Origin of the sequence: Pseudoalteromonas sp. Z9A6, from assembly GCF_011378805.1 — a bacterium.
GTDB lineage: Bacteria > Pseudomonadota > Gammaproteobacteria > Enterobacterales > Alteromonadaceae > Pseudoalteromonas > Pseudoalteromonas distincta.
On the sequence record NZ_WTKZ01000080.1, the window covers coordinates 1 to 14208 of the forward strand.

The following is a 14208-nucleotide window of genomic DNA, read 5'->3' on the forward strand; positions in this document are numbered from 1 at the left end:
TCGTTTGGATCGGTCAACCGGTCATTTTCTTAACTGATCGGCATTAAGCGCATGCGCTCCTTTTTTAATACCTTAAAATTAAGGGTTAAGCAGGTAGTTTTTCTAGCCATACTTTTAACCAAGGCTCGGTTACCGGCCACGGTTCAAAATCTTCACATGCATCTATTTCTAGGCGGTTGCCCACAGGCTTTGCTTGTAAATCACGAAGTAGCTCGTCAAAGCTTCGCCCTGCGCCACAAAATGTATCGCCGTAACATCTGTCACCCATTGCAATTACACCAAATGGTTTATCGGTAAGCATTGGGAAAGTGCTATTCATTGCAAAGTACAATCCGGCCAAATTACTCGGTACATCACCTTGGCCTGTTGTGGAGGTAACAATTAAAATATGCGATGCATTTTTTATATCATCAAGTGATGCTTCAGTAATTACTGTAGCAGTATGACCCGCTTGCTCTATTGTGGCTGCAACTTCATCGCTTAAACGCTCTGCACCGCCATTAACGCTGCCTACAAAAATACTAATATGTGCCATTAATAATCCTTTTCTTGCTCTGGCCAACCTAGCTGCTTACATATTTCAAGCATGTCTTCACCTAGTGGCGCTTTAATTGTTATTGATTCATTACTATAAGGGTGCACAAAACTAAGCTCTGTTGCAAATAACATTAAGCGTCTTAGCTCAAAATGATCCCTAAAAAATTGATTATGCTGGTTATCACCGTGATTTACATCCCCAATGATAGGCAGTGATAAGTGCTTTAAGTGTCTACGAATTTGATGCTTGCGCCCGGTTTTTGGAAAACACTCAACTAACGAGTAACGCACTGTTGGATACTTACCTATAGGAATAGGCAATGCAGCTTGGTGCAAGCAATTAAACTGGGTTTGCGCTTCTTGCGGTGCTTTATCTTGATCTGCAAACTTATCGGCTATTTTATCAAGTTCTTCTTTAAGCGGTTTATCTAAAAATACTGACTCTGGCGCAAAGCCGCGCACTAACGCCAAATAGCGCTTAGCAATAGTACCTTCAATAAATAGCTGGTTCATATCGCGAGCAGCTTCCGAGTTCAATGCAAACAGCAATACGCCCGACGTAGGTCTATCGAGCCTATGTACTGGAAATACATGTTGCCCTAGCTGGTCGCGCAACATTTGCATAGCAAACTGGGTTTCGTGTTTATCTAAAAACGAGCGATGCACTAATAAACCTGAAGGCTTATTTATTGCCACATAGTTTTCATCTTGATACAAAATAGTCAGCTCGCCATATTCAATAGGCGCTAGACGCTCACTCATTTGGTTCTCCTAAAAAGGTATCAAGGGCTGTTAGTAATTCAATAATTTCATCGCTTCCGGCTTTATTCACAAGTGTCATTTGCGCCATAGGGGCAATAGCAAAGTTACGCGGTAGTGGTTGCCTATGTGTTAATAATTGCTGTATTTTTTCAATAAATACAAATTGTAACCACTGCTCAAATGCTATTGTATCGTGACAAAAAGGAGTATTTGAAAGCAGTGCCTCAGCGTCTATTGGCTCACTTTGCCAAAGCGCGTGTTTTTGTAAAAGTGCCGTTAGCTGCACTAAATAAGTTTGGGTTTGCTGGTACATAACCACCCTCTTTTATATATGTAATGCAATTATACCCTGTTCCCTCATAGGCGGCTATGACGTATAATTAATGTAATTTTGCAGTAAAAACAGTTGAGAAAACAATGAGTGATCAAATAGCTACATTAGGTCAGCTTTTAGATGGTGCGGGTACTCAGTGGCGTGCTTTTGATATTGGCAGGCACATTACTAAGCTTGATAAAAAACAATTTTTAGCTATTGAACAAGCTCAAGTGCCTTACCCTTATCCACTTGCTGGTCATGCATGGCTCGCTATTCAATTTTGGGATACTAAAGCCAGTAAAGAACCGTATGTATGGTTTTTAAAATTTCCACTTGATGAGCAAAGTATGCTTGTCAGTGCTAGTCGCGATCACTTTGCTGATATGGTTATTCAAGCGCTAGGCACTGAAATTACAGGCGAACAAGCCGATGGAAAGCTTGATAATAACCCTTATGTTTTTACACCAAACGCAAATAAATTAGCGGCATTTAACGCCCAAGTAAAAGTACTATTAAAACAGCCTGCATCGCAGTATTACGAGCATGCACAACTGTACTTTAGCGGTAAAATTGGTTTTGATAATTGGCAAAGTGTTGCACTACAGGGTATTGCCGATTTTGCACTACGCTTAGACAGCGATACAAACTTAAGTAATCTGCAAAAAGCATGGGCGCATTTACCTATTGAAGTACTACAACCACTCAGTGCAATGCTTGAACACGTTGAAATACCAACATCAATGAGTGAGTTACTTGTTGATTACACCCAGGGTGCAATTAGTAACAACGACACAGTGGCTATAACCGCAGCACTAAGATCAGCTTCAAAAGGTCAAGCTCAAGGGTTATGCGCTCAATTAGTCGATACTGTACTAAGCTCACCAGTGAGGCACGACTCTGACGTGTTACTAACAATAGCTGGGCGGTGTTTTAAGCAATTAGAAAACCCTGAACGCTTACATGTATTTATGGATAATTGCGCGCATCATCAAAAAATTGAAGAATTGTTTCCAAGTATTTTTGCTGACTTAGTTGCAATACCAACTATTCGCCCGCATTTATTAGGCTTATTACGTAAAGAAAATCGTAGCGAAACCCTCGCGCGTGCAATTGGAAGGTTATTCTCTTAAATGGCAAGTTTATGGACGTTCATACTTATTGGTAGTGTAATTTACTTATTTTGGCTTAACCGAAAGGTTGCTGAAGCGGCGAACGTTCATGCTAAACGTCAAAGTGAGCAACTGCAGGTGCAGTTGATGAGTGTTGCATGCACAAAACGCCGCTTTGGTTTTTTAAAGAACGGCAAGCCAGGCATCAAAAGTGAATTTATATTTGAGTTTTCAAGCGACGGTGAAAATGCTTATCAAGGTGTGTTAATTATGGAAAATGAGTTTTTGAAAAGTGTGGTTATTCCACCCCATAAAATATAAAACTTAATATACTTTAGGAGTATGTGTCTTAAATTAATAAATTTAATTCAACACAAAAAACTAAGGCGTAACTAAAGTTACGCCCCAATTGGACTGCATCCTGCTAGATATCCATTATCTTAAATCCGTATTATCATCCCCTGAACGAGTAAACAACCTTGTTTACCCTCACATTGCATCCTGCAATATCCATGGCCACCTTGGCAAACCCACGAAATCTATCGTTTGGCTACATCCGTAGCATCATCCCTGGTAATCCTTTAAAGTAGCTCCTGCCACTTTTGCATCCTGCAATGTCCACTTGCCATCTTGGCAGTCCTGCGTAAACTAACGCTCCTGCTACTTCCTGTAGCGTCATCCGTGATTATCCTAAAGTAACTCCTAGCTACTAAGTGCTTCATGCACTTCCTTATTCTTCCTTGTATCCATTTTAGCTTGTCCTTTATGCTTCCTGCTAGCATCTGCTATGTTGCCTATTCCGTATCCTTGGCAGTAACTCAATCATTGAGCTATGTCGTCTTTACAAAGAGAAGTTTAAAGCAATCAGGGGAGAGAAATAGGACTTAACATTAAATAAATAAACGTCACAAAAATGAAAAAACAAAATAAATACTGCAGAACAATAACTTAGAACAAAAAAGGCTACTTATTAGTAGCCTTTAAGTGACAATGCTTACGATGATGTGAGATATATCTCACGGTCTTATGTCCGTTTGGGCGCATTGGCTTACATTATAATTTTAAATAGTTGGCTCAATTATTGATTTAAACAGTAACTCGCCCTCTACTTGATTAAAAGTAAGGTGTTTAAATGCTTCAAATTTTTCAGTTTTAAAAAATTCAATGTGCTCCTTACGTGTTACAAATACAGCCATCCCTGTTGACTCAGCGTTACATTTAACCAAGTCATCAAGCCCGCGTAGTAAGTAACGACCAAAGCCTTGTCCATGAAAATGAGGATCTACGGCAATAAAAGCTAAAAAATAGTAATTGCCTTTTTGTTTAAGGGCGTCTCTAATTGTTTGTTCTTTATCTATTAATTGATTTGTTTGTAAGTAGCCCGCACTCAGCATTAATTTTAAACGCCAGTGCCAATAACGCTGCGCTTGTAATTGGCTATTAGATTCAAATACACACGCTACTGCTTTTAATTTATCGTTGCGGTATAAACCAATTAATGGCTGTTTTTCTTGCCAAAAACTACTGAGCTCTTCGCGAATTAATGATCGTAATTTTTTTTCGTAAACTGATTTATTTTCGTCATTGTAGCTAAGCATGTTTAGTAATACAGGATCGTCATGATAAGCCTGATAAATTAGGCTCGCTGCAGTACTAATATCTTCTGCAGCTAAATACTGTACGCTGAACGTATCAGCTGGTGTGGTTACACTCATTGTATTTCCTTTATTATTTTAGCTATAGGCTGTTTAACTTTAAACCTAACTATATACCTAAAATTATTAACCGTAAATTCAGCGAGAGTTTAACTAGCAGGAGGTACAGTTAGGTACTAGTATGAATTTTCATTCATTTAAAGGAGCAATATCATGGATACGACAAAACACGACATTAACACACTTTTTGCACAGCTTGGATTACCAAATAGTGATGAGCAAATAGATGCGTTTATTGCCTCACATGAATTAGAAGACACAACATTACTCCAAGAAGCTTCTTTTTGGGATGAGGCACAACAGCACTTTTTAGCTGAATCCCTTGCACAAGACGGAGATTGGAGTGAAGTAATTGACGAGTTAGATGTACGCATTCGTCAAAGTAAGTAATTTTATTTAATGTACCCTCCCTTATTTATTGCTAACATAGCATCTGCGCAGCATTTATATGCTGCGTATTTATTTTATTAAAGAGTTATATATCTAATGAATTCAGTTGTATTTGATGCAATCAAAGCCCTTCTCGATGAAGGCAAAACCCCTACTGTAGCACTAACTAAAAGCCGTTTGGCGCAACCGGTTCCAATGCCGATGATTATTGCAGCAGTAAGCCAATATAAAAACAATCCTGATTCAATTAATAACTTCATGAGAAACCCACAGCAGTCAGATAATACTGAGCTTAAAACAAGTCAATTAGATAGAATTGAGCAAAAACTCGATAAACTTCTTGCGCTGCTAGAACAAAAATAATTTGAGACTATAAATGTTCGTTGTTGATTTAACTTTTGATTGCTACCAAGACACCACCCTAGAACAAGCCGAACAAGCAATAAATCGCTTAGTAAATGCACTGCGTTTTAATGGTCAAATAATGGGAGAAGAATTTCCAACCGTTTTAAAAGATGGATTTTTTATTACCCGCGTAATGTGCCCTACTGAAGATGCAATGCACCCGCTAAATAACAGCCCGTTTGTTAAGCACAGTATCGAAAAGTTACATAGTGCTGGGCTACTTGCGCCAAAAGTAAAAGTGATCGGACAAGATATTCACTCCAACGGTGCTGATTGCTGCAAAGAACCATCAAGTTATATTTTATATACAACCTATGTGCATACGTGCAGCCCGCTTTATTGTGGTGATGACTTTTTGCCTGTGCCGCTATTTCGTATTCCGGCAATTGCTAATGGTGACTATAAAACGCTTATAAAATGGCAAGAAGATTGGCAAGCCTGCGATCAAATTCAAATTAATGGCGCAACCCGTTGTGAATTTCCGGCGCTTGAAGAAATATCGAGTATTCAAAGCGACTTATACAGACGCGGAAAAGACATAACAAAGCGAATTAGTTTTTTAACTAAAAAGCCAACCTATTATTATTTATACCGTGTAGGCGGCGTAGATAAAGCGTCTGAACTTGAACGAAAGTGCCCTAGTTGTAATGGCGACTGGAAATTACCTGAATCGTGGTTTGGGTTATTCGACTTTAGGTGTGAGCCGTGTGGCTTGGTGTCTAATATATCGTGGGATTTTCAGTAACTACTTTAATAAGCGCTTAAAATCAGCTTAGTGATAACGCTAAGCTGATTTATTAAACACGTTTTAAACCTCTAACGCCTTTAAAAAAGCATTAATGTTAGGTGCAAGTACATGGTGTGTTTTTTTGCCTACGTGCTCTAAGCATACCTCGCCAGTGTGCACCAATACACTCACTAGCAAATCATCTTGATCTGTTAAACCAATAAACACTGTTTCTGGCTGCTTGAGCTTGCGTTTCATTAACACGTGGCCCGTGATATTTTGCTGTAGCAAATTAAAGTCTTCTTCGTTCCATGCTTGTAGTAATTCAACCTGATGCCCATCAATACTTGCTAAAATACTTCCACCGTACATATGTCCGTATAGCTCGCTAAGCGCTTTTGGAAACTCAAGTTCTAGTGCACTGGCTAAATCATTAAGCGAACCTGCAGGTCGCTGACGCGCCCCCTGCCATTGAATGTTTCCTTGCTCGTCAACCTCACCAACTTCACATGGGCTTGGCCATTGCTCGTCATGCGCAATAAGTGGGTACTTTGTAGTGTTTTTAAGGGTATTTTCGCTAAATGTTTGATGAAGTTGTTCTATAAGCAATGCAACAGACATACTGTGAAACTCATTTAAATTAGATATAATGTCCCTATTGTAACTATTTAAGAGCAAACATGACAGATTACAGCAATTCTCCAGACCTTAAAGGTAGCGTATTAGGCCAATCTACTGAGTATGTAGATGTGTACACGCCAAGCTTGCTTTTCCCTATTGCGCGCAAACTAAATCGTGATGCTTTAAATATTGACGAAGCAGAGCTTCCATTTAAAGGCCAAGACATGTGGACAGGTTACGAGCTTTCATGGCTAAACAATAAAGGTAAACCGCAAGTTGCCGTGGCCTTATTTACCTTTGAATGCCAAAGCAGCCATATTATTGAGTCAAAGTCGTTTAAACTTTATTTAAATAGCTTTAACCAAACCCGATTTGAAAGCATTGATGTAGTAAAACAGCATTTAATTGATGATTTATCAAACGCGGTTAACAGCCCTGTCAAAGTAACTTTATATAATCCTGATGATTACAATTGCTTACCGTGTACAGCGCTGCCAGGTGAATGTATTGATGATTTAGATATTGAAATTAATAATTACGATATTGATGCTAATTCACTTAAAGCAAAAAGTGATGAAGTAGTTACTGAAACGCTCTACAGCCACTTACTTAAGTCGAACTGTTTAATTACCTCCCAGCCTGACTGGGCAAGTGTCATTATACGATACACAGGCGAGCAAATATGTCGCGAATCGTTATTGCGTTATTTAATTTCGTTCAGAACGCATAACGAATTTCATGAGCAGTGTGTTGAGCGTATTTATAGCGATTTAACAACACAACTTAATATTAAAGAGTTAGAGGTTTACGCGCGTTATACTCGTCGCGGTGGGCTTGATATAAACCCGTATCGCTCTACGCATTATAACGATACGCCATTTGCAGTTAAAATTAATCGTCAGTAGGTTATTTTAAACTGGAATATGAGTATTAAAAAAGGAGCCTAGGCTCCTTTTTACATTTTTTAATTAATACCAATTCCATTAAGTATGTGAGCTAAGTTTTACGCCGAAAAAACAATTCAGTTCTAGGCTTAAATTGATGTAAATGGTTGTTCCCTTTGCGAAATTTACAACAAAGAAATGGGTTGTTTTAGCAAGTAAAATAGATCAGCTATTTATTGGAATTGGTATAACTTCGCGCTTAGTGGGTATGGGCATACCACACACATCAACGTAGTTATGTGCTTTAACAAACCATGGTTCAACACGGTTTTTACGAGCACTAATTAAGTTTTTAAACACCGGTGAGTTTGTTTTCATCACTTTAAATATACTTTTATCGCTTTGTATATCGCCAAGAACTTGTATATTGGTAATTGGGTTAAACACTTTACCTTCAGTTGGTGTACGCGCTAAACGATTAAAATGCTCTATACCTTCAAGCACTCGACCAAACACCGTAATATTTTTATCAAGGTAGCGCGGGCCTTGCCCTATTGTTACAAAAAACTCCGTACTCGCACTATTTTTATCGTTGTCGCGCGCCATGGCAAACACGCCACTACAATGCACTTGCCATGTTTGCGTATGTGCTGAGTTTTGAGCTACTGCAAAGCCGTTTAAAAAGCCGGTAACTGGTGCATATCCGTCGCCATTTAGCTCAGTAATTAAAAGTGGTTTGTTTGTTGTTAAATAAAACTCAGCTAGAACTGTTTTATCTGCAGTTTTAATTAACTTTTTACCCGAGCTGTCGCCACCTTGCGCTACAAAACCCTCAACAAACCGATAAACGCTGGTGTTTTTATAAAACCCTTCTCGCGCTAACTTTTTAATGTTTTGAGCGTGCTTTGGGGCAAGCTGTTCATTAAGTTCAATATACGCATCGCCCGTTGGCAGCGTTACCTTTAAAATATTTTGAGCATCCACTACTCGCCAGTCATTATCTGTTGCACTAGCAATTACCTCACTCGCGCTCAATAAAGGTAGCTCTTGTTTAGCAAAATCATCACCTAGTTGTTGAGCACAACCGCTCAATAAAACACTAAGCAGAGCTGGCAATATAATTTTTTTCATCGCTTATATCCTTATAATTATTATAGTTTTGGTTATTCCCAATCAAACTTATATAGCACATCAACATTTTGATATAGGCCGCTTGTTATCTCTATGTATAACTGTGAAAGTAACTGATAACGCACAGCCACTTCACTGAGCGAATCAAATACACCCACGCTATATTTAACTTGCAAACTGGGTGCTACGTATCCTGATATTTCTACTTTGGTACTATCACCACTACCTGATGAGCTTAAACTTACATCTGACAGCCCAAAGGTTTCACCTACCTTAGAAACAACCCCTTCGCTGCGGCTGACCCCTTGAGAGAGTAATAACTGCGTGAGCATAGCATCGCTTGACGAACTTTCTCCATCACCTAAAGGCTGGCCATTAAGTAAATATGCAAGTGCTTGTGCTTGATCCATCGCAGGCTCAGAAAATATCTTGAGCGTTGGTTGTTCAACATTACCTGTGAGCGTAACCCCTGCAATCACACCGTTTGCAGTCGTATCTGGGTTACGTATTGCTTTAATATTTAAAAATGGTTGTTCAATTGAACCGCTAAAACCTACTTGCCCGGTGCTGATTATTAAATCTTGCCCAAAGGCTAAATAAGTACCTTCAATTAAGTTAAGCTCACCTGTGGCTATGATTGGCGCACCTTGACTCATTTTTATCACTAAATCACCTGCAACTTTTGATTCCAAGCCAAACGACTCTACTTTTACATCGTTTTTAACAATCACTTTTAAATCTATGTCGTAATCAAACGGGACTGTTTCGGTGGCCTCAGTTTTTTGATCAACAATAATTTCATCATCGCTAACTTGCACCGCCCCCTCAGGAAGCTCTTCAATCATTATACGACCATAAGGCACAATTACCTCACCAGCAAGCTTGAGTGCATTATTAGCCAAGCCTATTTTTAAATCCGGCGATACTTTAAAAGTAACCCCTTGCTGCGCGCGTACATAAAACTGCTCGCCAACTACCGCAACATTTACAGCAGGTTGCGCACCTTGCCAATCAACGTCACCGGTGAGATTTATTTTACCGCCCTGGTTGTCGTTTAAGTTGCCTTTTATTGTGGCTGTTGTTTTATCAAACAATACGTTTATATTTGATTTTTGCAGCGCTATAGGTAATTGCTCGCCCTCTAAACTAATATCGCTCACATTAAGCTCGCCATTTAATAAAGGATCTTTTAACGTACCTGCTAACGCGACTTTTCCGCTAATATCACCTTTTAACTGCTCGAGGGTTTCAAGAAATGGTTGTAAGTCTGAAAGGAGTATTTTATCAATATTAATAGTGCCGTTAAGCGCTTGCGTATTTTGTATGTCGTCAATATCAATTTGTGTGTTTATTTTACCAAGCACACTTGATTCTAAATTAGCTTCAAGCTTGCCAACTTGAGAGTCCGAAAATGCACTAACAGTTAGAGTTTCGATTGGTAATTTAAAACGATCTTCTTCCGAGGTAAGCACCGCTTCTAAGTCGCTAGAATCGATATTTGCGCGTAATGTTTTAAGCGCACCGCTTTGCCAATTAAGTGCAACATCGCCCGCTATATTACCGCGAGTACGAATGCTATTAGGTAAAAAATGCTTAAGCTCCTCAAGAGCTAAATTGCTTAGTTTAGCATTTAACTGACCGAGATTTTTTGACTGCGCTAAGGTGTCTATGCACAATTTACTTTGCTCAGATGCCCAACAATGTGCACTTACATCAAAGTCGCCACTTTGCGTATTAATCATAATGGCAATGTTTTTAGTATTACTAAAACTAAGCTTTTTATCGCTGAGCGTTACATTACTAAGCTCGCCATTCCAAGTGGTATTATTAATTTTGCCATTAACTTCAAACTCTACACTGCCTTGCTCGGCATCTACAGATGCCGTAAGTTGGTGATCTGTTTTGTCGCCGCTAATATCAATTTTAACGCTATTAATTTGCTGTTCGGCTACAAGCGCCGAACCAACACTTACCGACACATCGGTTTGCCAATCGGCTGCGGTATCTAACTGCCCTTTTACTGATAATTTATTAATGTTTATTTCATCAAAAATAAAGCGATCGAGTATTAGCGCTAAATCAACAGAGGGCGTTAACCTTTCCCCTCTCACTTTTAAATTTGCGTTGCCATCAGCAGTAAATGGAATATTAGCTTTTTCATCACTTTTAAGCGTTACTTTGCCATCAACCTGCCAAGTGTCATCAACTTGCCCGCTTAGTGCTAATTTATTGGTGCCACTACTTAAATAAAAACTATCAATATTAGCTTTTAACGTGTTGTCGAGCTTAAAGTTTGAGGCAAATTCTAGTGGCACGTCGTTAAGTAATCCGTTTAACTTTGTATTATTCATTTGTAGCTGCCACTTGTCGTCAGCTGCATTAAACGAGCCTTTAAACTGTCCTGAAATATCACTGGTAGCGGCATCAGTTAAGTACTGCGCTTTTAAGTTAGCAAGCGTGCCATTAAAGTTAGCCTGTATGCCTTTTTGCCAATCAACATTGGCTTGTATAGTTGCACTGCTTTCGTTCGCTTTAATGCTTAGCGCTTGTAAAGTTGCTTTGGTGAGACTGCCTTTTAATTGGGTATTTAAGTCAACAGCTGGGTACGCGCCTAATTGGCTATTCCCCTGCAGGCTAAGCTGGTAATCGTCGGCATTACCTTGTGCATTGAGGCTTACATTTCGCACTTTAAGCTCATTACTTTGTGCATCAATAAGCCACTGTTTAATTTTGCCATTTAACTCAAACGGATAGTTTTTTTGCTTTAAATTTGCCGTTGCCGTTAAACTAAGCGGATATTGTCCCTGCGTTTCTAAATTTAAGTTTAGATTTGATAAGTCGCCATTCAACTGCAAATTGGCTTGGTGCTCATCACTTTGTAAAACAACATTCCCTTTTATGGGCAAATTTCCTGCAAGCTCAGCATTAAGGTGCGTATTAAGCTGCCACTGCTCATACTTTGCTGAGAATGACTCTAAATTAATAACCGCATCTTCCACACTTAATTGCAGCGAGATGTTTTCAATAACATGCTGGGCTTCGTTTTGCTCAATCGTAATGTTAGCTATTTCAAAGTCTTCAACAACTAAATCAAGTGGTGAAGTAAATTCTATATTAGGCAGTGCGGGTAGCTGCGTCAAAGGCGCTTGAGTATTTTGCGCCATTTGTGTTTTCGCATCTTGTTCTTGCTCTTTTAAAGCAACAAGTATGGTGGGAATATTCAGGCTTTTAACCGTCAGCTTTGAACCCTCTGCTTTTGCTGAGAGTTTAAAGTTATTAACGCTTACGTTTGCACTTGGATGCTCTAGCGTAAATTTATTGATCGCAATGTTTTTTACAGCAATATTAAAAGGTAAGCTGATTTTTTCAAGCGGCTCTGCCGCGGCTTCTTCTTGTGACTCTGCAGTTTTTGGTAATGTTAAATTTATAGATTTAGCACTTAAGTTATCTATACAAATTCCATCGCACTGCCACCAAAACAAATCAATTTTCAATTGTTGTGCATTAAAGTCCAATCCGTTGCTAGTAAAGCGCACATTAAAGGCATCATTATAAATAAAACGGCCATTTTTAATTTCAATATGTAGTCCATCTAACGCTTTGTTTGCACTATAAGCAATAAATTGATTACCGGGTGCGGTAAATAACAAACAAAATAGTGCGACAACTAACGTGACAAAAATAGCACTTACGGCGGCTGTTATCTTTTTTAATACTGACATTAAATTTCTGGCCCTATGGTAATACTTAAACGTGTGCTTTTACTTTCTTTTGTTAATCCCCAAGCGTGGTCTATACGCACTGGGCCAACGGGTGTTAAATAGCGAAAACCAAAACCAGCGCCTACTTCAAAATCATCAGAAAAATCATTCGTCGCAGTACCACCGTCAACAAATAAAGCTGCGCGCCAGTTTTGAGCAAACTGATAGTTGTACTCTATTGTACTGGTTAGTAAGTATTTACCACCGATGAGATCGCCATCATCATTTTCCGGCGATATTGATTGGTACGCAAAACCACGAACACTTTGATCGCCACCTGCGTAAAAACGCAGTGAGTAAGGTACGTTTTCAATATCATCAACAAGCATTGCACCAACATTTGCTTTTAAAAACACTAAATGCTTATCTAAGTAAGTACGTAACCACGCATGTTGCATTTGAACCCTAATCAGATTAGTACTCGAAAGCACATCATCTAAGCCAAACTCAGCAGATATAAGCCACTGCTCTCCCCAGTATGGAGTCGTGCCGCCTTTTGATTTTTTGCGGGCGTAGCTAATGCCCGGCATTAACATTTCTGTGCTTTCTTCCTCTTCATCACCGATGCGGTAGGTTTCTTGGTCGCGGCGTAAAAATGCAGTACGCACCCACTTATTTTCGGTTAACCATTGGCGCTGAACCTGCCCAGTTAATATTTCACTGTAAGTGTCGTTTGTGAGCTCATCTTCTAATTTATAACCAGCAGAAAAACGCCATAAATCATCATTCGGATCATCAACTGGAATGGTATAAGCCATGGAAATATCTTGCTGCCTTTGCGCCACATTTAAATTAGTTTCGAGATAATGGCCGTCTTCTGTGATCCACGGTTTACTCCATTTAAAACGCACTTTGGGCCCTAGGTCAGTACTAAAACCGCCGCCAATTTCATAGCTATTTGCAGGCTTGTGCAATACATCTACCTTAATAGGTACTTGGCCATTTTTACGCGCAGCAATATCGGCGTAAACTCGCACGCTTGCAAAATAAGGGGTGCTTGATAAATCCAAATTATAGTCAGCAATATGTGTTGATTTATAAGGTTGACCCTGAGTAAAAGGCGCAAGCGAGCGTATGTATTTTTCAGCAGGCGTATTACTGGCAATTTTTATATCGCCAAACTGATATCTAACCCCAGTATCAATTACAAAAGTAATAACAGCACTATTTTTCTTAAGTGACACTTCTAATTTGCGCGCTGGCCACTTTGCATCAAAATAGCCAAGCTCCAATAGCATAGATTCTATTTTTTTATGAGCAGAGTCATATCTACCATGATTTAAAACATCACCTTGTTTTAAGTTGGTATTTTTAATTAATGCCTGTAATTGAGTATCATTTTGGCCATCGCCGTTTAGCGTAATATTAATTGCTTCTATGCGAGTTGCAGGACCTCGCTCAACTTTAACAATTAACTCGCTATCGTCTTTATCATAAATAACCTCGACGGTCGGGCTATAATAACCAAGTGCTTTAATGCTATTTTGTACTTGCTTTTGAGCATAACTGCGAAGTGTACGGGTTGGTTTTTCACCAATTAATTGCTTGAGATAAAGGGCTACGTTATTTTCTAAATCACCACTTAACCCTTTAATTTCGTATTCTTCTATGACTTTTTCTGCCGCATAGCTATTTGTCGCAATTAAAGCGCTCACAACACATATGCAACGTAAAAACTTAATAAACAAGTAAATATCCTTACTTTTAATATCTTACATAAAACTGGCTAATTACACGCATGTTAGCATAGCCATAATGAGCAACACATTAACTTAATAACTATCTAACGCGTAAATTTAACTTCGCGGATTCAAACCTGAAGTGCATAACGTTTAGGCGGCTTTAGCCGC

Annotated in this window: 14 protein-coding genes; 6 read left to right on the plus strand and 8 right to left on the minus strand. The window is 39.1% G+C overall.

The window, feature by feature from the left end:
• Positions 1-85: 85 nt before the first annotated feature.
• From GQR53_RS18930 to GQR53_RS18940, 3 genes are read right to left on the minus strand one after another with little or no spacing between them, the layout of a single operon-like run.
• The gene (locus GQR53_RS18930) at positions 86-535 is read right to left on the minus strand and encodes a flavodoxin (protein ID WP_010553680.1); all 450 of its coding nucleotides are present in this window, start codon (positions 533-535) and stop codon (positions 86-88) included.
• Positions 535-1299, minus strand: coding sequence for a tRNA pseudouridine(65) synthase TruC (truC, locus tag GQR53_RS18935; protein WP_165744936.1), 765 nt, complete (start codon positions 1297-1299; stop codon positions 535-537). Before truC ends, GQR53_RS18930 begins: the two co-directional genes overlap by 1 nt.
• Positions 1292-1612, minus strand: a complete 321-nt coding sequence (locus GQR53_RS18940; RefSeq protein WP_165744937.1) for a YqcC family protein — start codon at positions 1610-1612, stop codon at positions 1292-1294. Before GQR53_RS18940 ends, truC begins: the two co-directional genes overlap by 8 nt.
• Before the next feature lie 104 nt (positions 1613-1716).
• On the opposite strand from GQR53_RS18940, the gene GQR53_RS18945 reads away from it, so the two are divergent.
• Positions 1717-2745, plus strand: a complete 1029-nt coding sequence (locus tag GQR53_RS18945) for a DUF3549 family protein (RefSeq protein ID WP_165744938.1) — start codon at positions 1717-1719, stop codon at positions 2743-2745.
• Complete coding sequence (locus GQR53_RS18950; protein ID WP_165744939.1) at positions 2746-3045, plus strand: DUF3301 domain-containing protein; 300 nt, start codon at positions 2746-2748, stop codon at positions 3043-3045.
• A gap of 740 nt (positions 3046-3785) precedes the next feature.
• On the opposite strand, the gene GQR53_RS18955 is transcribed toward GQR53_RS18950, so the two are convergent.
• Entirely contained in the window at positions 3786-4439 is a 654-nt protein-coding gene (locus GQR53_RS18955; protein ID WP_024597670.1) for a GNAT family N-acetyltransferase, read from the minus strand.
• A gap of 153 nt (positions 4440-4592) precedes the next feature.
• On the opposite strand from GQR53_RS18955, the gene GQR53_RS18960 reads away from it, so the two are divergent.
• From GQR53_RS18960 to GQR53_RS18970, 3 genes are all read left to right on the plus strand, one after another.
• Positions 4593-4829: a DUF2789 domain-containing protein gene (locus tag GQR53_RS18960; RefSeq protein ID WP_002958240.1), complete on the plus strand. Its 237-nt coding sequence runs from the start codon at positions 4593-4595 to the stop codon at positions 4827-4829.
• Between the two features lie 96 nt (positions 4830-4925).
• A complete protein-coding gene (locus tag GQR53_RS18965) occupies positions 4926-5192 on the plus strand; it encodes a hypothetical protein (protein ID WP_007378199.1) in 267 nt (88 codons plus the stop codon).
• A 13-nt stretch (positions 5193-5205) separates the two neighbouring features.
• Positions 5206-5979, plus strand: a complete 774-nt coding sequence (locus GQR53_RS18970; RefSeq protein ID WP_002958242.1) for a Zn-ribbon-containing protein — start codon at positions 5206-5208, stop codon at positions 5977-5979.
• 63 nt (positions 5980-6042) lie between these two features.
• On the opposite strand, the gene syd is transcribed toward GQR53_RS18970, so the two are convergent.
• A complete protein-coding gene (syd, locus tag GQR53_RS18975) occupies positions 6043-6582 on the minus strand; it encodes a SecY-interacting protein (protein WP_165744940.1) in 540 nt (179 codons plus the stop codon).
• A 59-nt stretch (positions 6583-6641) separates the two neighbouring features.
• Between syd and queF the strand changes: the two genes are divergently transcribed.
• Complete coding sequence (queF, locus tag GQR53_RS18980) at positions 6642-7487, plus strand: NADPH-dependent 7-cyano-7-deazaguanine reductase QueF (protein WP_165744941.1); 846 nt, start codon at positions 6642-6644, stop codon at positions 7485-7487.
• 204 nt (positions 7488-7691) lie between these two features.
• On the opposite strand, the gene GQR53_RS18985 is transcribed toward queF, so the two are convergent.
• Genes GQR53_RS18985 through GQR53_RS18995 form a run of 3 tightly spaced genes read right to left on the minus strand, consistent with a single transcriptional unit; the run spans position 7692 to position 14046 of the window.
• On the minus strand, positions 7692-8597 hold the full coding sequence (locus GQR53_RS18985; RefSeq protein WP_165744942.1) for a peptidylprolyl isomerase: 906 nt from the start codon (positions 8595-8597) through the stop codon (positions 7692-7694).
• 32 nt (positions 8598-8629) lie between these two features.
• Positions 8630-12319, minus strand: coding sequence for a translocation/assembly module TamB domain-containing protein (locus GQR53_RS18990; protein ID WP_165744943.1), 3690 nt, complete (start codon positions 12317-12319; stop codon positions 8630-8632).
• On the minus strand, positions 12319-14046 hold the full coding sequence (locus GQR53_RS18995; RefSeq protein WP_165744944.1) for an autotransporter assembly complex family protein: 1728 nt from the start codon (positions 14044-14046) through the stop codon (positions 12319-12321). The genes GQR53_RS18990 and GQR53_RS18995 overlap by 1 nt, the downstream gene beginning before the upstream one ends.
• Positions 14047-14208 lie beyond the last annotated feature (162 nt).